The organism is Mumia flava (assembly GCF_002797495.1).
GTDB classification, from domain to species: Bacteria; Actinomycetota; Actinomycetes; order Propionibacteriales; family Nocardioidaceae; genus Mumia; species Mumia flava.
The window spans coordinates 530,017-546,022 of sequence record NZ_PGEZ01000002.1 but is presented as its reverse complement, the minus strand read 5'-3'; the positions used below and the strand labels follow the sequence as shown (position 1 = coordinate 546,022).

Genomic DNA, 16,006 nt, shown 5'->3' with positions numbered 1-16,006 from the left:
CTCGGGCTCGTGTCGTTCCCGGTGGTGCCGTGCGCGAGCGACGCCGGCCGTACGACGCGCCGACGCGCCCGCGAAGGACAACCGCACACAAGTGCACAAATGGCTCTACGGTGTTGGAAGTCGGACAAAGCCGATCACCCGATCGGCGAGCGGGACCAGCGGCCCGTTCACGGAGGAGACCGGTGAACAAGAGCCAGTTCGTCGATGTGCTGGCGGCCTCGTTCGGAGGGAACCGCACGGAGGCCCGTCACGCACTCGACGCCGTGATCTCGACACTCACCCTGGAGCTGTCCAAGGGGGAGCGGGTCATGATCTCGGGGTTCGGTGCGTTCCAGCACGCGATCCGCTCCGGCCGACTGATCACCAACCCGAGGACCGGTGCGGTGCACCGGACCCGTACCCGAGTAGTCCCGAAGTTCAAACCCGGAGGGGAGCTGAGGAACGTGGTGGCAGGTGTGAAGCAGGCCGAGAAGCCTGCGGCGAAGAAGGCGACCGCGAAGAAGTCTGCGGCGAAGAAGAGCACGGCCAAGAAGGCCGCTGCCAAGAAGTCGCCGGCGAAGAAGACCACGGCGAAGAAGACGACCGCGAAGAAGGCGTCGGCAGCCAAGAAGAGCACGGCCAAGAAGGCGACCGCCGCGAAGAAGACGGCAGCCAAGAAGGCGACCACCGCCAAGAAGTCGGCCGCCAAGAAGGCGACCGCGGCCAAGAAGGCGACAGCCAAGAAGAGCACCGCCAAGAAGAGCACCGCGAAGAAGACCGCGGCGAAGAAGAGCCCAGCCAAGAAGACCGCCGCCAAGAAGACGGCCGCCAAGAAGGCACCGGCGAAGAAGACCGCGGCGAAGAAGAGCACCGCGAAGAAGACGGCCGCCAAGAAGGCGCCGGCGAAGAAGAGCACCGCGAAGAAGACGGCCGCCAAGAAGAGCACCGCGAAGAAGGCGCCGGCCAAGCGGAGCACAGCGAAGCGGAGCACGGCCAAGCGGAGCACCGCGAAGCGCACGCCGGCAAAGAAGACGTCTGCGGCTCGCTAGCGAGCTAGGTGATCCGCAGGGCCTGCACCCGTGGCGGCTCGTCATCGGTCGTGGTGACGATCACGCGCTGCCCGGGCCGCAGGTGACGGACGGGCGAGGCGTCGAGCGCGTCCGCGTCGTAGTCGACGGTCACCCCGTCGTCGAGCACCAGCGTGCCGCCGGTCGTGGGGTCGAAGCTCGCGACGGTCGCCTGCATGCGCTCACCGTACCGTGATCGACGCGAGCAGGGCGGCCGTCCGTGGCCCGCACGCGGACGCGAGGAGCTCCAGGTGCTCCGGCCGGTCGGCGTCGCGACGCAGACCCCACGCCGAAGGGACGTCCAGGCGCTGCGCGCCCGCGGCGACGTGAGCCGCGAGCGAGCGCCCACCGAAGGCCGGGTCGATCGTCCGGCCGGCGCGCATGGTGAGCATGGTCGTGCCGACGTCGTCGGCGTCGGGCACCACCCCCAGCTCGACCGACTGCGCCAGCTCCAGGGTGGCGTCGAGCTCGGCCGGCGTGGCTGCCGGGAGGTCGGCGGTCACGACGGCGCGCGGTCGGTCGACGTCGACGGAGCGCAGCCCCGCTCGCACGGCGGCGTTGAGCCCGGCACCGGGGTCAGCGTGCCAGGCGACGCCCGCCTCGTCGGCGAGGTCCGGCTCGTCGGTCACCAGGACGACGTCGCCGACGAGGCTCGCGGCACGGATGGCCGCGACGGTGTCCAGCGCCATCGCGCGCGCCAGCGTCGCGCGGTGCACCCCGAAGCCCGCAGTCATCCGTGACTTGCCGCGCCTGGGGTCCTTGACCGGCACGACGACGACCCATCCCTCCACCCGTCGATCATCCCGCCCCGGACGGGCGGAACCACGGCGGGCCCACCTCCCGGATGAACTACGCTCGTCCCGATGAGCACCCAGACCCCCTCCTCGCGGCGCGATCCCGGCTGGATCCTGCGACTGATCGTGGCGCTGCTCCGGGCTCCCGTGACGGCGATGGTCGGACGTCGGTGGAACGGCGGCGAGAACATCCCGCCGCACGAGGGGTTCGTGATCGCCGCGAACCACGTCTCGCACATCGACCCGATCATGCTGGCGCACTTCCTGTACGACAACGGTGCGCCGCCGCGGTACCTCGCGAAGGCCGCGATCCTCGATGTACCGGTGCTCGGTCGCATCCTGCGGTCGACCGGGCAGATCCCGGTCTACCGAGGGACCAGCAACGCCGCCGACGCGTACTCCGCGGCCTGCGCCGCGGTGGAGTCGGGGGAGGGCGTGATCTTCTACCCGGAGGGCACGATCACCCGGGACCCCGGAGAGTGGCCGATGGGTGGCAAGAGCGGAGCCGCTCGGGTCGCCCTGACCACCGGGTGCCCGGTCATCCCGATCGCGCAGTGGGGACCGAACCTCTTCCTCGCCCCGTACACGGCGCGCCCGAGGTTCCTTCCGCGCAAGACGATGGAGGTCACGGCCGGGCCGCCGGTCGACCTCGACGACCTGCGTGGCCGCGAGATCACCCACGAGGTCCTGGCGGAGGCCATGGACCGCATCATGGCCGCGATCACCGAGCTGCTGGCGGGGATCCGCGGCGAGGTCCCACCCGCCGAGCGGCTGTCCCTGCACGACCCGCGGGTCAAGCAGCGCCCCCGACCGGCACGACTGACGAAGGAAGGCTGACTCCATGGCCAAGACCGCCGTGCTCGGAGCCGGATCGTGGGGGACCGCGTTCTCGCTCGTGCTCGCCGACGCCGGGAACGACGTACACCTGTGGGGCCGCCGGGCCGAGGTGTGCGAGGCGATCAACGAGACGCAGGAGAACCCGGAGTACCTGCCGGGGATCGAGCTTCCTGCGGCGGTCAAGGCGAGCGACGACCCCGCGCTGGTCCTGGCCGACGCGGAGCGGGTCGTCCTGGCCGTCCCGTCCCAGCAGCTGCGCCCGAACCTCGAGGCCTGGGCGCACCACCTGCGCGACGACGCCGTGCTGGTCAGCCTGATGAAGGGGGTGGAGCTCGGGACGCACCTGCGGATGTCGGAGGTGATCGCCGAGCTGGCCGGAGCCGGGCCCGAGCGCATCGCGGTCGTCACCGGACCGAACCTCGCGCGCGAGATCGCGCTGCGGGAGCCGGCTGCCTCGGTGGTCGCCTGCGCCGACGAGCACGTCGCGCAGGACCTCCAGCGCTGGTGCCACACGCCGATGTTCCGGCCCTACACGAACACCGACGTGGTCGGCTGCGAGCTCGGCGGCACGACGAAGAACGTGATCGCGCTCGCCGTGGGTGTCGCCGACGGCCTCGGCTACGGGGACAACGCGAAGGCGTCGGTGATCACTCGGGGTCTCGCGGAGACGGCGAGGCTGGGGATGGCGATGGGTGCCGATCCGATGACGCTCGCCGGCCTGGCGGGGATGGGCGACCTGGTCGCGACCTGCAGCTCGCCGCTGTCACGCAACCGGACCTTCGGTGAGAAGCTCGGCCGAGGGATGACGGTGGACGAGATCGTCGCCTCCACCCGGCAGGTCGCCGAGGGCGTGAAGTCGAGCGACTCGATCTCGGAGCTCGCCCACGCGCACGGCGTGGACATGCCGATCGTCGAGCACGTCGCTGCGCTGATCCGTGGGGAGTCGTCCCCGAAGGAGATGGTCGCCTCGCTCGTCGCTCGTGCTCCGAAGCCCGAGATCCACTGACCACGGTCCGGAGGTACGGGGCGGCTCACGCGGCGCCGAGCGCTCGCTCGATGTCCGACCACAGGTCGTCGACGTGCTCGATCCCGACCGAGAGGCGGATGAGGCCCTCGGGGACGGTGGCGGGTTCGGCCGGCCAGCGACGGCGCCGCTCCCAGGACGACTCGACGCCGCCCAGGCTGGTCGAGACCCGGACGAGCGCGCTCGCCATGACGACCCGGTGGGCGGCGTCGGCACCGCCGGACGGCTCGAACGAGCACAGCGTCCCGAACCCCGGGTAGCGGACGCGGTCGACGGCGGGATGCATCGACAGGCGCTCGGCCAGCATCCGGGCGTTCGACTCGGCTCGGTCGAGCCGCACGGCGAGGGTCCGTAGGCCGCGGGTCGCCAGGTAGGCCTCGAGGATGCCCGGGACGGCGCCATGGGTGCTGCGATGGGAGAGGACCCGCTGGTGGAGCTGCTCGTCACGGGCGACGGCGACCCCGGCCAGAGCGTCGCTGTGGCCGGCGAGCAGCTTGGTCGCGGAGTGCACGACGAGGTCGGCGCCGAGGTCCAGGGGCCGTTGCCGCAGCGGGGTTGCGAACGTGTTGTCGACGACGACGCGGGCCCCGGCGGCATGGGCGGCGCGTGTGATCGTCTGGATGTCGACCACCTCCATCGTCGGGTTGGCCGGCGACTCGAGCCACAGGCAGACGGCGCCCGGCTCGCCGGTCGTCGCCCCGCCCGTTCCGTCGCCCTCGTCGTCGAGCGCACGGGTGAAGGCGTCCGCCTCGGTGACGTCGATCCGCGTCACGCCGAGGGCGCCGTGCGCGGCGAGGTCGTCGAGCAGCGCGTGCGTCCCGGCGTAGGACTGGTGGGCGACGACGACGCGGCCCCCGGGCGCGATCGTCCCCAGGGCGGCAGCGACGGCGGCGATGCCGGAGGAGAACATCACGGCGCTCCCGCCCTCGAGCTCGCCGACGACCTCCTCGAACGCTGCCCAGGTCGGGTTGCCGTAGCGGCCGTACTCGCGCTCTCCGCCGGCGACGAACGTGCTCGCCGGTACCAGCGGGGTGTTCATGGGCGCGTCGGGCACGGAGGTGGGGCGACCGGCGGCGACGGTGGTGGTCGCGGCGTGGTGACGGGGTTCGGGGTGCGGCATGCCGACCATTGTCCCCACCCGCGATAGGGTCGGCCCGATGACAGATCCGCAGGCCTCGTCCCTTCCGGCGTCAGGCAGCTCCGCTCCAGTCGGCTCCGACTCCCCGGACGGCTCGCGTCGCCGCGTGCTCCTCGTCTTCGGCGGGCGCTCGAGCGAGCACGAGGTGTCCTGCATGACGGCCCGCGAGGTGATGGCTGCCCTGGATCCGGCGCGCTACGAGGTGGTCCCGGTCGGGATCACCCGCGACGGGACCTGGGTGCTCCAGCCGGACGGTGTCGGTGCGGCCGAGCCGGGTGCGCTCCCGACCGTCCGGCCGTCCGGTCCGCAGGTCGCGCTCGCGGGGACGACGCTGCTGCGCCTCGACGACGACGGCGCCTGGCGGCCGTACGCCCGGCTGGACGTCGCCCTTCCCCTGCTGCACGGCCCGTGGGGCGAGGACGGCACGATCCAGGGGCTGTTCGAGATGGCCGGGCTGCGCTACGTCGGGTCGGGGGTGCTCGGCAGCGCGCTCGCGATGGACAAGGCGGTGGCGAAGGTCGCGTTCGCGGCGGCGGGTCTGCCCCAGCTGCCGTACGCCGTGGTGACGGCCGAGCAGTGGAAGGACGACCCGGCAGCCGTCCGGGAGACGGTTGCCTCGTTGCACTACCCGGTCTTCGTCAAGCCGTCGCGCGCCGGGTCGAGCTTCGGCGGCACGTTGGTGCCGAGCGACGACGGGCTGTCCGAGGCGATCGCCACCGCCCAGGAGTTCGACCCGAAGGTCGTCGTCGAGTCGGCGGTCGAGGCACGCGAGATCGAGTGCGGCGTGCTCCAGCAGGTCGACGGCACGCTCCGCGCCGGAGCGGTCGGCGAGATCGCGGTCGACCACGGCGCCGGGCACGCGTTCTACGACTTCGACGCGAAGTACGTCGACGGCACGTCCGCGAACCTCATCCCGGCAGCGCTCGACGACGAGCAGAGGGAGCAGGTGCGTCGGATGGCGCTGCGCGCGTTCCGTGCGCTCGGCTGCGAGGGCCTGGCGCGGGTCGACTTCTTCCTCGTCGAGGGCCGGTTCTACCTCAACGAGGTGAACACCATGCCGGGCTTCACGCCGTTCTCGATGTATCCCGCGATCTGGGGAGCGAGCGGTGTCGACTACCCGACGCTGGTGGCGGCGCTGCTCGAGCAGGCCCTGGCCCGACCTGCCGGGATGCGCTGAGGTCCCGGCCACGTCGCCGACCCGCGCAACGACGCGCGGGACCGAGCGGGTGCCCCCGTCACTGGCATGCGCGCACCACCGGGTCGTGCGCGCTGATCACGTCCGCCAGGTCGGCCAGGGCGTCGGAGGCGGGTTCGTAGCGCTTCGGCACGCTGACCTCGACGTACGCGGTCCGTCCGATCGTGGTGAACACGTAGCGCTCGGTCGACTCCTGGCTGAACCAGCCGATGTCCTCGACGACGTCGCAGCGCGAGGTCGCCTCGAGATCGTCGGGTCGGTCGACGCCGCACCGCATCACGATGGCCGGGCTGCCCCAGGCGCGGCCGGCGTCGGGAGGGGCGACGCGGACCTGCTCCTCGCCGGCCACCGTTGCGGGCGCGTCGTCGAGCACCGCCTCGCAGATCGCGACCGCGTCGCCGTGCGGTGACGTCTCGTCCACGGGCACCGTGCTGGCGCACCCGGCCAGGGCGAGGCCGCTGCCGCCGAGCACGAGGCCGACGTGCACCCCACGGCCACCCCCGGCGAGCAGACGGGCGGCGGCCGCGAACGGGCCGCGCCGGGTCACAGGTGGACGACGGGACAGGTCAGGGTCCGGGTGATGCCGTCGATCCGCTGGATCTTCGCGACGACCAGCTCGCCGAGCTCGTCGACGTGGGTCGCCTCGGCGCGCACGATCACGTCGTACGGCCCGGTCACGTCCTCCGCGAGCGTGACCCCCTTGACGTCCGCGATCTCGGCAGCGACCTCGGCCGCCTTGCCCACCTCGGTCTGGACCAGGATGTACGCCTGCACGACCATGTGCGTTCCTCCGTCTCGAACGTGACCGCGTGCCACGCTACACCGCGCGGCCCGATGCCGGATCATGGTGCCATGGGCGTGGACGCAGAGACGACGGTCGCGGACGTGGGCGAGTTCGGTCTGATCGCCGAGGTGGTGCCGGCCGAGCTGTCGGAGCGGGTGCTGATCGGGCCGGGCGACGACAGCGCCCTGGTCCGGGTCGGTGACGCGCCGGTGCTGGTTGCGACCGACGTGCTGGTGGAGAACCGGCACTTCCGGCGCGACTGGGTCGAGGCGTACGACGTGGGCCGCCGTGCGGCCGCAGCGAACCTCGCCGACATCGCCGCCATGGGCGGGACGACGACGGCGCTCACCGTCGGGTTCGCGGCGCCTGGGGACCTGCCGGAGCGCTGGGCCGTCGACCTCGCGCGCGGGATCGCCGACGAGGCGGCCCTCGTCGGTGCCGAGGTGGTGGGCGGCGACGTGACCGCGGCCGAGCAGGTCGTCGTCTCGGTCACCGTGGTCGGGACCTGCGAGCGGGCCGTACGGCGCGACGGTGCACGGCCCGGTGAGGTCGTGGCCCTGCGCGGCCGGATCGGGTGGGCGGCAGCCGGGCTGGCCGTTCTCGGGCGCGGCTTCCGCTCGCCCCGTGTCGTCGTGGACGCCTACCGGCGACCCGAACCGCCGTACGACGCGGGGCCGCAGGCCGCTCGCGCCGGTGCCACCGCGATGATCGACGTCAGCGACGGGCTGCTCGCCGACCTGGGTCACGTCGCTGGGGCCAGCGGTGTCACGATCGACCTCGACTCGGCGGCGTTCGAGATCGCCGACCCGCTGCGGGACGTGGCCGCCGCCACGAACACCGATCCTCTCCAGTTCGTGCTGGCCGGGGGAGACGATCATCCGCTCGCGGCCACGTTCGCTGCCGACGACGTGCCGGACGGGTGGACGGTCGTCGGACGGGTGGGTGAACGGCGGAGCGCGGAGACCGTGAGCGTCACCGTCGACGGGGCTCCGTGGGAGGGCTCGGGAGGCCACCAGCACTACCGCTGAACCGTGGCTGCCGACAGCACGCTGTGCCTCCGGACAGCACGCTGTGCCTCCGGACAGCACGCTGTGCCTCCGGACAGCACGCTGTGCCTCCGGACAGCACGCTGTGCCTCCAAACAGCACGCTGTGCCTCCAAACAGCACGAAAAGGCGGGCCCCACCTCGGGGGACCCGCCTCGTCGAACCGCGTCAGGTCAGCGGCTGACCTTGCCCGCCTTGAGGCAGGAGGTGCAGACGTTCATCCGCTTCGGGGTCGCGCCGACCTTGGCGCGGACCCGCTGGATGTTGGGGTCGAACCGACGCCGGGTGCGCTTGCGCGACCACGGCTTGTTGTTGCCGAAACCCGGCTTCTTGCCGCACACGTCGCAGACAGCAGCCACAGCGAACACTCCTGAAGGAAAATCGAAGGGGAGATACCAACGGTCAAGCGTATCGGATCGACCAAGGCGCGAGCCAATCGGCCTCGCCTGCTGCCGCACACCCCGTGGCGCGGCTAGTCTTCCACGTCATGGACCGGCCCGTCACGTCTGCGACCTTCCGGTCGTGGGCCCGTGCGTGCGCGGACGCGCTGGGGGCCGCGCGGGCCGAGATCGACGCTCTCAACGTGTTCCCGGTGGCCGACAGCGACACCGGGACGAACGTCTACGTGACGCTCGAGGCGGCAGCGCAGGCAGCCGAGGCCGCCGCCGACGCCGGTCGTCCGCTGGACGCGATGGTCAAGGAGTACCTCGACGCGTTGCTGCTCGGCGCCCGCGGCAACTCGGGGGTGATCCTCGCGCAGCTGCTCCGCGCGGCGATCCCCGCGATCGCCGCCGGGCCGCAGCCCGCGGAGGCGCGGGTCGTCGCGGACGCGATGCAGACGGCCGCCGACGCGGCGTACCGCGCGGTGGGTCGTCCCGTCGAGGGCACCATCCTGTCGGTGGCGGCGGCTGCCGCCGACGCGGCACGCGAGGCCGCCGACGCCGGACAGCCCCTCGACGCGATGGTCAGTGCTGCTGCTGCGGAGGCGCGGCGGGCCCTGGCGCGGACCCCGCACCAGCTCGAGCTGCTGGCGGCGGCCGGTGTGGTCGATGCCGGAGGGCGCGCCCTGGTCGTGCTGTACGACACCACCGAGCGGTTCCTGACGGGGCGGTTCGCTCCGGCTGCGGAGCCGGTGGCCTTCCCCCCGCCTCCGCAGCCGAGCGCGGACCTGCACGCGGGCGGCCCGGCGTACGAGGTGATGTACCTGCTCGAGGCGGTCGACGACCGGATCGAGCGGCTGAGGACGCGGCTGGACTCGCTGGGTGACAGCCTCGTGGTCGTCGGCGGGGACGGGCTGTGGAACGTCCACGTGCACGTCGACGACCCCGGCGCGGCCATCGAGGCGGGCATCGCCGCCGGTCGTCCGTACCGGATCGAGGTGACGCACTTCGCCGAGCAGACGCCCGCGACCTCCACGGCCGAGCGGACCCGCGCCGTGGTGGCGGTCGCGGCAGGGGACGGGCTGGCGGCCCTGTTCAGCGAAGCGGGTGCGGTGGTCGTCGAGTGCGCGGTCGGAGCCGCTCTGGCCCTCGACCGCGTACTGGACACGGTCCTGGACTGCGGTGCCGACGACGTCGTGGTCCTGCCGAACAGCCGCGACCACCTGAGGATCTGCGACGCCGTCGCGGCGCAGGCACGCGAGGCGGGGGTGCACGCGACCGTGCTGCCGAGCCACACCCAGGTGCAGGGCTTGGCCGCCCTCGCGGTGCACGACCCGGCCCGTCCGTTCGACGACGACGTGGTCGCGATGACCAGTGCGGCGGCGCACACCCAGCACGGCGCCATCACGATCGCCACGGAGGACGGCATCACGATGGCCGGGCCGTGCCGGGTCGGCGACGTGCTGGGCGTGGTCGACGCCGAGTTCGCGGCGGTCGGCGCGGAGCAGGCCGAGGTCGTCGAGGCCGTGCTCGAACGCCTGGTCTCGGGGAGCGCCGAGCTGGTCACGCTCGTGACCGGCGAGGGTCTCCAGCCCGACCTTCCCGAGCGGATCGAAAGTTGGCTGCGCGAGCGCCGCCCCGACGTCGACGTCGTCGTCTACGACGGCCGGCAGGCACGCTATCCGCTGCTGGTGGCGGTGGAGTAGCACCGTGGAGACGGGCGCGGCAGGAGTGGACGAGAACGGACGCAGGGGGTTGCGGTGAGCGCGGTGGAGCTGGAGACACGGCTGACCACCGTGCTGGGCGCCCGGACCGCGAACGCGCTGGAGAAGACCCTCGACCTGCGCACGGTCGACGACCTGCTGCGCCACTACCCGCGTCGCTACGCCGAGCGCGGCACTCTGACCGACCTGTCCGCGCTGCAGGTCGACGAGCACGTGACGGTGCTGGCGCGCGTCGCCGACGTCAAGACCTACCCGTTCCGACCGAAGGGCGGTGGACGCGCTGGCGGCACCAACGTCAGGACCGAGGTGACGGTCACGGACGGGACGGGGAGCCTGGTTCTGACCTTCTTCCGCCAACCGTGGATCGCGCAGCGCCTGACATACGGGACGGTGGGGCTGTTCGCCGGCAAGGTGAACTCCTTCCGCGGGCGCAAGCAACTGCTGCACCCCGAGATCGCCCCCCTGGACGGCGAGGACGACGACGCTCGTGCCCGGGAGTTCGCGGAGACGATCATCCCGATCTACCCGGCGAGCCAGAAGGTCTCGTCGTGGGCGATCCAGTCGTCGGTCGGACTCGTGCTGGACGCGTTGGGTCCGAACGTGCTGGGAGACGTCGCAGACCCCGTCCCGCCCGAGGTCCGCGACCGCCTCGGGCTGGTCGGCCTGGCGCGTGCGTGGGAGGGGGTTCACCGGCCGCGCAGCACCGACGACCACGTCCGGGCCCGGGAACGACTCAGGTACGAGGAGGCGTTCGTCCTCCAGGCCACCCTGGCGCGTCGACGGGCGGTCGCGACGGCCGAGCCCGCCACGGCGCGACCGCACGTCCGCGACGGGCTGCGGGACCGGTTCGAGCAGCGCCTGCCGTTCGCGCTCACGCTCGGCCAGCAGGAGGTGCTCGGCGAGATCGCCCACGACCTCGAGCGCGAGCACCCGATGCAGCGTCTGCTGCAGGGCGAGGTCGGGTCCGGCAAGACCGTCGTCGCGCTCCTGGCGATGCTCCAGGTGATCGACACCGGCGGCCAGGCCGTGCTGCTCGCCCCGACCGAGGTGCTGGCGCAGCAGCACGAGCGTTCGATGCGGGCGATGCTCGGGCCCATGGCGGAGGCCGGGATGCTCGGCGGCGAGGAGGCCGCGACCCGGGTTCGACTGCTGACCGGCTCGCTGGGTCAGAAGGCGCGCCGGGCGGCGCTGCTCGACGCCGCCTCGGGGGAGGCCGGGATCCTCGTCGGCACGCACGCCGTGCTGGAGGAGAACGTCCAGCTCGCCGAGCTCGGACTCGTGGTCGTCGACGAGCAGCACCGGTTCGGGGTCGAGCAGCGTGCCGCGCTGGTCGCGAAGGGGCGGACGACCCCGCACCTGCTCGTGATGACGGCGACCCCGATCCCACGGACCGTCGCGATGACCGTGTTCGGTGATCTCGACACCTCGACGCTGCGTGAGCTGCCGCGAGGTCGGCAGCCGGTGCAGTCGACCGTGGTCGGGGTGGCCGAGCACCCGACCTGGCTCGACCGGGCGTGGCAGCGACTCGCCGAGGAGGTCGCGAACGGCAGGCAGGCGTACGTCGTCTGCCCGCGCATCGGTGACCCCGCACTCGAGGGACCCTCCGCCGAGGACGACACCGGCGCACCGCCTCCGCCGGACGACGGGAGCGAGGCCGACGACGAGCGCGAGCTCGTCGGTGTGCTCGCACTCGCGGACGTGCTGGAGTCCGGACGGTTGGCGCACGTCCGGGTCGGTCGACTGCACGGTCGTATGCCGCCCGACGAGAAGGACGCGGCGATGTCGGCGTTCGCGGCCGGCGACATCGACGTGCTGGTGGCGACCACGGTGATCGAGGTCGGCGTCGACGTCCCGAACGCGACCGCGATGGTCGTGATGGACGCGGACCGCTTCGGCGTCTCCCAGCTGCACCAGCTCCGCGGCCGCGTGGGCCGGGGGAGTCACGAGGGTCTGTGCCTCCTGGTCACCGGTGCCGAGGCGGGTTCGCCGTCCCGGGAGCGCCTGGACGCGGTCGCCGCGACCGCGGACGGCTTCGACCTGGCGCGCCTCGACGTGGAGCTGCGACGGGAGGGTGACGTGCTCGGCGCCCGCCAGTCCGGCCTCCGCTCGAGCCTCAAGCTGCTGTCCGTCGTCCGCGACGGCGAGGTGATCGCCCAGGCGCGCGAGGATGCCGGAGCTGTCCTGGCCGCCGATCCGGGGCTGGTCGAGTCGCCCGCGCTCGCACGAGCGATCGACCGGCTCGAGGAGTCCGCCCAGGCCGAGTTCCTGGAGAAGTCCTGAGCGGGAGGTCGGTGTGAGTGGGGTGGAGAGGTCGTGACGCGGATCATCGCGGGCACCGCCGGCGGGCGCCGGCTCGAGACACCGCCGGGTTCGGGGACGCGCCCGACGTCCGAGCGCGTCCGCGAGGCGATGTTCTCGTCGTTGGAGTCGATGCTCGGCGGACTGCACGGCGTCCGGGTGCTCGATCTGTACGCCGGGTCGGGTGCGCTCGGGCTCGAGGCCCTGTCACGGGGTGCGGAGCACGCGACCCTCGTCGAGTCCCACCGCAGGACGGCCCAGGTCGCGCAGCGGAACGTGCGGAGCCTCGGCCTGTCGGCGGACGTCGTCGACGCCAAGGTCGAGACGTATCTGCAGCGACCCCCGACCCGCCCGTACGACCTCGTCCTGCTCGACCCGCCGTACCCGCTGGAGGCGGCCGCGGTGGTCGCGGTCGTCGCGGCCGTGACCACCGAGGCGTGGTGGAGCTCCGGCGGTGTGATCGTCGTGGAGCGGTCCGCGCGGGACGCACCCTTCGACTGGCCGGGCTCGGTCGAGCCGGTGCGTGACCGCCGCTACGGCGAGACGGCGCTTTGGTACGGTCGCAGCCATGACTAGGGCCGCCTGTCCCGGTTCGTTCGATCCCGTGACGAACGGTCACCTGGACATCATCCGCCGCTCCGCGTCGCTGTTCGACGAGGTCGTGGTCGCCGTCGGGATCAACGACTCCAAGCGTGTGATGTTCAACACGGCCGAGCGGGTCGCGCTGCTCGAGGAGGTCCTCGCCGACCTCGGCAACGTGCGGGTCGAGACGTTCTCGGGCCTGCTCGTCGACTTCTGCGTCGCCAACGACGTCTCCGCGATCGTGAAGGGTCTGAGGGCGGTCTCCGACTTCGACTACGAGCTGCAGATGGCCCAGATGAACTCGACGCTGTCGCAGGTCGACACGCTGTTCATGCCGACGAGCCCCGAGTACTCGTTCCTCGCCTCCAGCCTCGTCAAGGAGGTCGCCCGGCACGGCGGCGACGTGTCCGGTCTCGTCCCGTCGACGGTGCTGAGCGCGCTGGAGGCGCGGATCGGCGAGGGCGGCTGACCCGACGCCCCGCGCGGGTGGTCGCCGTCCACCGGCGACCTCCCGTACGGCCCGGTCCGCCGCGACTCACCGGCACGAGGCGCCGATTCGCCTCCGGCTGGGACGGTTGGGTATCCTGGTCCGTGGCCCGTACCCGGGCTGTTTCGTCGTGCCTGAAGGAGCAAGTGTGACCACGCTTGACGCTCGGGCGCCGTACGTTCTCGACACCCATGAGATCGCTCGGCGGCCGGGGACCCAGCGTGAGGTGACACGTCGCGAGTCAGCGCCGGCGGGACTGGGTGTCGACATGATCGGTGTGCCCGAGGGAAGTGACGTCGATCTCGAGCTGCGGCTCGAGTCGGTCATGGAAGGTGTCCTGGCGACAGGCACCGTCGAGGTGCACATCGTCGGCGAGTGCGTGCGGTGCCTGCAGTCTGTCTCCGACGACCTGTCGGTGGACGTGCAGGAGCTGTTCGTGCACGACGACGAGCCGGTCGCCTCGGACGAGGAAGGCGACGTCCGCAGGCTCGAGGGCGACCTGCTCGACTTCGAGCCTGTGCTGCGGGACGCGGTGGTGCTCGCACTGCCGCAGAACCCGTTGTGTGTTCCGGACTGCCCGGGACTGTGCCCCGAGTGCGGGGCGCGGCTCGCGGACGATCCAGAGCACACACACGGCGAGCCCGTCGATCCCCGGTGGTCGGCGCTCAGCCAGCTGATCGACAACAACGAGGACCGCTCCGGCGGTCCGGAGACGGCCGGAGAATCCGGCCCGGACGAGGAGTAAGAAGTGGCTGTCCCGAAGCGCAAGATGTCGCGCAGCAACACCCGCCACCGCCGTTCGCAGTGGAAGGCCACCGCGCCCCAGCTCGTCACGTGCGCCAACCCGGCTTGCCGCGCCAAGCACCTGCCGCACCGCGCGTGCAGCGAGTGCGGCCAGTACGGCCCGCGCGGCGACCAGCGTCAGGTCCTCTGAGCGGTCGGCACGTGCCCGACGGCGACAGCGTCGTGGACGCGGAGCCGACCCTGGGCCTGGCCGACCGGCTCGGCGTCCCCGGTCTCGAGCCGGGTCTGCTGACCCAAGCGCTGACCCACCGGTCGTTCGCGTACGAGCACGGCGGCATCCCGAACAACGAGCGCCTCGAGTTCCTCGGTGACGCCGTGCTCGGTCTGGTCGTCACGGACACGCTCTACAACGCCCATCCGGACCTTCCCGAAGGCCGCCTCGCGAAGCTGCGCGCGGCGGTCGTGAACGCGCGCGCTCTCGCGGGTGTGGCGCGCACGCTCGGTCTGGGCGAGCACCTGCGGCTCGGGCGGGGTGAGGAGGCGACCGGAGGACGCGACAAGTCCTCGATCCTGTCCGACACCGTCGAGGCGCTGATCGGCGCGGTGTACCTCCAGGAGGGGTTCGCTGTCGCCGGCGACGTCGTGCACGGCATGTTCGACCCGGTGATCGAGCGTGCCGCCGAGCTCGGCGCCGGGCTCGACTGGAAGACGAGCCTCCAGGAGATCGCCTCCGACCACGGTCTCGGCGTCCCCGAGTACCGCCTCTCCGAGGAAGGCCCCGACCACGACAAGACGTTCACGGCCCGCGTCCGGGTCGGAGGGCAGGTCTACGGGGAAGGCGTCGGCCACTCCAAGAAGGAGGCTGAGCAGCAGGTCGCGGAGACCGCATGGCGCGCGATCCGCGCGGCGGTCGACGCCACCGAGGCTGCCGGCGCTGCCGGCGTCGACGCGGTCGACGCCGTCTCGGCGGTCGACGAGGCGGAGTCCACTCCGGCTGCGGACCTCTGAGCACTCCGTTGCCTGAGCTCGGGGGGATGCCGGGGCGCACGGATGCCTGAGCTTCCCGAGGTCGAGGTCGTCCGGCGCGGCCTCCACGAGCACGCCGTGGGACGGACGATCGAGGCGGTGCGGGTGCTGCACCCCCGCCCGGTCCGTCGTCACCTTCCCGGTCCGGAGGACTTCTCGGCGCGTCTGAGGGGGCAGCGGATCATCGGCGCGCGCCGACGCGGCAAGTACCTCTGGCTGCCGCTGGACGACGGCGACGCGATCCTGGCGCACCTCGGGATGAGCGGCCAGTTCCTCGTCCAGCCACCGGAGGCCGCGTACGAGCGTCACCTGCGGGTCGTGCTGGACCTGGACGACGGCCACGAGCTGCGGTTCGTGGACCAGCGGATGTTCGGAGGCCTCGCCATCAGCGACGGCGGTGCCGAGCTGCCGCGCGAGTACGCCCACGTGGCCCCGGACCCGTTGGAGCACGCGTTCGACGTCGCGGATTTCACGGCACGCGTCCGCGCGCGACGTACGGGGATCAAGCGTGCGCTGCTCGATCAGCGCCTCGTCTCGGGCGTCGGCAACATCTATGCCGACGAGGCGCTCTGGCGCGCACGCCTGCACTTCGCACGACCGACCGAGACCCTGAACCGTCCGACGATCGCCGTCCTTCTCGACGCCGTGCGCGAGGTGATGGCGGCGGCCCTGGAGCAGGGCGGCACCTCGTTCGACGCGCTGTACGTGAGCGTGAACGGGGAGAGCGGCTACTTCTCTCGTTCGCTCGAGGTGTACGGACGGGAGGGTGAGCCGTGCTCACGCTGCGGAACAGCGATCCGCCGCGACGCCTTCATGAACCGTTCGTCGTACACCTGTCCGCGATGTCAGCCGCGCCCGCGTCGCGGGCGTTGGTGAGCCGCGGTGCCTGTGATCGCCGGCGG

19 protein-coding genes are annotated in these 16,006 nt (G+C 72.2%); 13 read left to right on the top strand and 6 right to left on the bottom strand.

What is annotated here, in order from left to right:
- The first annotated feature begins 182 nt into the window (after positions 1–182).
- Positions 183–1,028 carry an HU family DNA-binding protein gene (locus tag CLV56_RS16700; protein ID WP_100415317.1) on the top strand — a complete coding sequence of 282 codons (846 nt, stop codon included), beginning with the start codon at positions 183–185 and terminating at the stop codon, positions 1,026–1,028.
- 4 nt (positions 1,029–1,032) lie between these two features.
- On the opposite strand, the gene CLV56_RS16695 is transcribed toward CLV56_RS16700, so the two are convergent.
- Both CLV56_RS16695 and cofC read right to left on the bottom strand, forming a co-directional pair.
- A complete protein-coding gene (locus CLV56_RS16695) occupies positions 1,033–1,224 on the bottom strand; it encodes a hypothetical protein (protein WP_039359469.1) in 192 nt (63 codons plus the stop codon).
- Positions 1,225–1,228: 4 nt separating this feature from the next.
- Positions 1,229–1,837, bottom strand: coding sequence for a 2-phospho-L-lactate guanylyltransferase (cofC, locus tag CLV56_RS16690; RefSeq protein WP_039359467.1), 609 nt, complete (start codon positions 1,835–1,837; stop codon positions 1,229–1,231).
- Positions 1,838–1,909: 72 nt separating this feature from the next.
- Between cofC and CLV56_RS16685 the strand changes: the two genes are divergently transcribed.
- Positions 1,910–2,677, top strand: coding sequence for a lysophospholipid acyltransferase family protein (locus CLV56_RS16685; RefSeq protein ID WP_039359464.1), 768 nt, complete (start codon positions 1,910–1,912; stop codon positions 2,675–2,677).
- 4 nt (positions 2,678–2,681) lie between these two features.
- Positions 2,682–3,683, top strand: coding sequence for an NAD(P)H-dependent glycerol-3-phosphate dehydrogenase (locus CLV56_RS16680; RefSeq protein WP_039359460.1), 1,002 nt, complete (start codon positions 2,682–2,684; stop codon positions 3,681–3,683).
- A 25-nt stretch (positions 3,684–3,708) separates the two neighbouring features.
- Here CLV56_RS16680 and CLV56_RS16675 read toward each other — a convergent pair whose 3' ends face one another.
- Positions 3,709–4,821 (bottom strand): trans-sulfuration enzyme family protein, encoded by a 1,113-nt coding sequence (locus CLV56_RS16675; protein ID WP_039359732.1) that lies wholly within the window; start codon positions 4,819–4,821, stop codon positions 3,709–3,711.
- A 37-nt stretch (positions 4,822–4,858) separates the two neighbouring features.
- Here CLV56_RS16675 and CLV56_RS16670 point away from each other — a divergent pair, with 37 nt between their 5' ends.
- Entirely contained in the window at positions 4,859–6,016 is a 1,158-nt protein-coding gene (locus CLV56_RS16670; RefSeq protein ID WP_100415316.1) for a D-alanine--D-alanine ligase family protein, read from the top strand.
- A gap of 58 nt (positions 6,017–6,074) precedes the next feature.
- Here the strand turns inward: CLV56_RS16670 and CLV56_RS16665 are convergent, their stop codons facing one another.
- Positions 6,075–6,581: a DUF3515 domain-containing protein gene (locus CLV56_RS16665; RefSeq protein WP_157805202.1), complete on the bottom strand. Its 507-nt coding sequence runs from the start codon at positions 6,579–6,581 to the stop codon at positions 6,075–6,077.
- Positions 6,578–6,814 carry an Lrp/AsnC family transcriptional regulator gene (locus tag CLV56_RS16660; RefSeq protein ID WP_039359456.1) on the bottom strand — a complete coding sequence of 79 codons (237 nt, stop codon included), beginning with the start codon at positions 6,812–6,814 and terminating at the stop codon, positions 6,578–6,580. Before CLV56_RS16660 ends, CLV56_RS16665 begins: the two co-directional genes overlap by 4 nt.
- Positions 6,815–6,892: 78 nt before the next feature.
- Between CLV56_RS16660 and CLV56_RS16655 the strand changes: the two genes are divergently transcribed.
- Positions 6,893–7,846: a thiamine-phosphate kinase gene (locus CLV56_RS16655; RefSeq protein WP_425437717.1), complete on the top strand. Its 954-nt coding sequence runs from the start codon at positions 6,893–6,895 to the stop codon at positions 7,844–7,846.
- A gap of 190 nt (positions 7,847–8,036) precedes the next feature.
- On the opposite strand, the gene rpmB is transcribed toward CLV56_RS16655, so the two are convergent.
- Positions 8,037–8,222 carry a 50S ribosomal protein L28 gene (gene rpmB, locus CLV56_RS16650; protein WP_039359451.1) on the bottom strand — a complete coding sequence of 62 codons (186 nt, stop codon included), beginning with the start codon at positions 8,220–8,222 and terminating at the stop codon, positions 8,037–8,039.
- A gap of 128 nt (positions 8,223–8,350) precedes the next feature.
- Between rpmB and CLV56_RS16645 the strand changes: the two genes are divergently transcribed.
- From CLV56_RS16645 to mutM, 8 genes are all read left to right on the top strand, one after another.
- Positions 8,351–9,949: a DAK2 domain-containing protein gene (locus CLV56_RS16645; RefSeq protein WP_039359449.1), complete on the top strand. Its 1,599-nt coding sequence runs from the start codon at positions 8,351–8,353 to the stop codon at positions 9,947–9,949.
- A 54-nt stretch (positions 9,950–10,003) separates the two neighbouring features.
- On the top strand, positions 10,004–12,247 hold the full coding sequence (gene recG, locus CLV56_RS16640; RefSeq protein WP_245857970.1) for an ATP-dependent DNA helicase RecG: 2,244 nt from the start codon (positions 10,004–10,006) through the stop codon (positions 12,245–12,247).
- Positions 12,248–12,280: 33 nt separating this feature from the next.
- The gene (gene rsmD, locus CLV56_RS16635) at positions 12,281–12,841 is read left to right on the top strand and encodes a 16S rRNA (guanine(966)-N(2))-methyltransferase RsmD (protein WP_039359447.1); all 561 of its coding nucleotides are present in this window, start codon (positions 12,281–12,283) and stop codon (positions 12,839–12,841) included.
- A complete protein-coding gene (gene coaD, locus CLV56_RS16630; protein ID WP_039359444.1) occupies positions 12,834–13,316 on the top strand; it encodes a pantetheine-phosphate adenylyltransferase in 483 nt (160 codons plus the stop codon). Before rsmD ends, coaD begins: the two co-directional genes overlap by 8 nt.
- A 166-nt stretch (positions 13,317–13,482) precedes the next feature.
- Positions 13,483–14,079, top strand: a complete 597-nt coding sequence (locus tag CLV56_RS16625; RefSeq protein WP_100415314.1) for a YceD family protein — start codon at positions 13,483–13,485, stop codon at positions 14,077–14,079.
- A 3-nt stretch (positions 14,080–14,082) separates the two neighbouring features.
- Positions 14,083–14,268 (top strand): 50S ribosomal protein L32, encoded by a 186-nt coding sequence (gene rpmF, locus CLV56_RS16620; RefSeq protein WP_039359441.1) that lies wholly within the window; start codon positions 14,083–14,085, stop codon positions 14,266–14,268.
- Positions 14,269–14,279: 11 nt separating this feature from the next.
- Positions 14,280–15,086, top strand: a complete 807-nt coding sequence (rnc, locus tag CLV56_RS16615) for a ribonuclease III (RefSeq protein ID WP_245857969.1) — start codon at positions 14,280–14,282, stop codon at positions 15,084–15,086.
- Positions 15,087–15,128: 42 nt separating this feature from the next.
- Complete coding sequence (gene mutM / locus CLV56_RS16610; RefSeq protein ID WP_039359438.1) at positions 15,129–15,980, top strand: bifunctional DNA-formamidopyrimidine glycosylase/DNA-(apurinic or apyrimidinic site) lyase; 852 nt, start codon at positions 15,129–15,131, stop codon at positions 15,978–15,980.
- The last annotated feature ends 26 nt before the right edge of the window (positions 15,981–16,006 follow it).

Excerpts from the sequence above, each read along its gene's own strand:
- mutM (WP_039359438.1), top strand. The coding sequence starts at position 15,129 with ATGCCTGAGCTTCCCGAGGTCGAGGTCGTCCGGCGCGGCCTCCACGAG.
- coaD (WP_039359444.1), top strand. The coding sequence starts at position 12,834 with ATGACTAGGGCCGCCTGTCCCGGTTCGTTCGATCCCGTGACGAACGGT.
- CLV56_RS16645 (WP_039359449.1), top strand. The coding sequence starts at position 8,351 with ATGGACCGGCCCGTCACGTCTGCGACCTTCCGGTCGTGGGCCCGTGCG.
- CLV56_RS16695 (WP_039359469.1), bottom strand. The coding sequence starts at position 1,224 with ATGCAGGCGACCGTCGCGAGCTTCGACCCCACGACCGGCGGCACGCTG.
- CLV56_RS16680 (WP_039359460.1), top strand. The coding sequence starts at position 2,682 with ATGGCCAAGACCGCCGTGCTCGGAGCCGGATCGTGGGGGACCGCGTTC.
- CLV56_RS16660 (WP_039359456.1), bottom strand. The coding sequence starts at position 6,814 with ATGGTCGTGCAGGCGTACATCCTGGTCCAGACCGAGGTGGGCAAGGCG.
- CLV56_RS16670 (WP_100415316.1), top strand. The coding sequence starts at position 4,859 with ATGACAGATCCGCAGGCCTCGTCCCTTCCGGCGTCAGGCAGCTCCGCT.
- CLV56_RS16685 (WP_039359464.1), top strand. The coding sequence starts at position 1,910 with ATGAGCACCCAGACCCCCTCCTCGCGGCGCGATCCCGGCTGGATCCTG.
- CLV56_RS16675 (WP_039359732.1), bottom strand. The coding sequence starts at position 4,821 with ATGCCGCACCCCGAACCCCGTCACCACGCCGCGACCACCACCGTCGCC.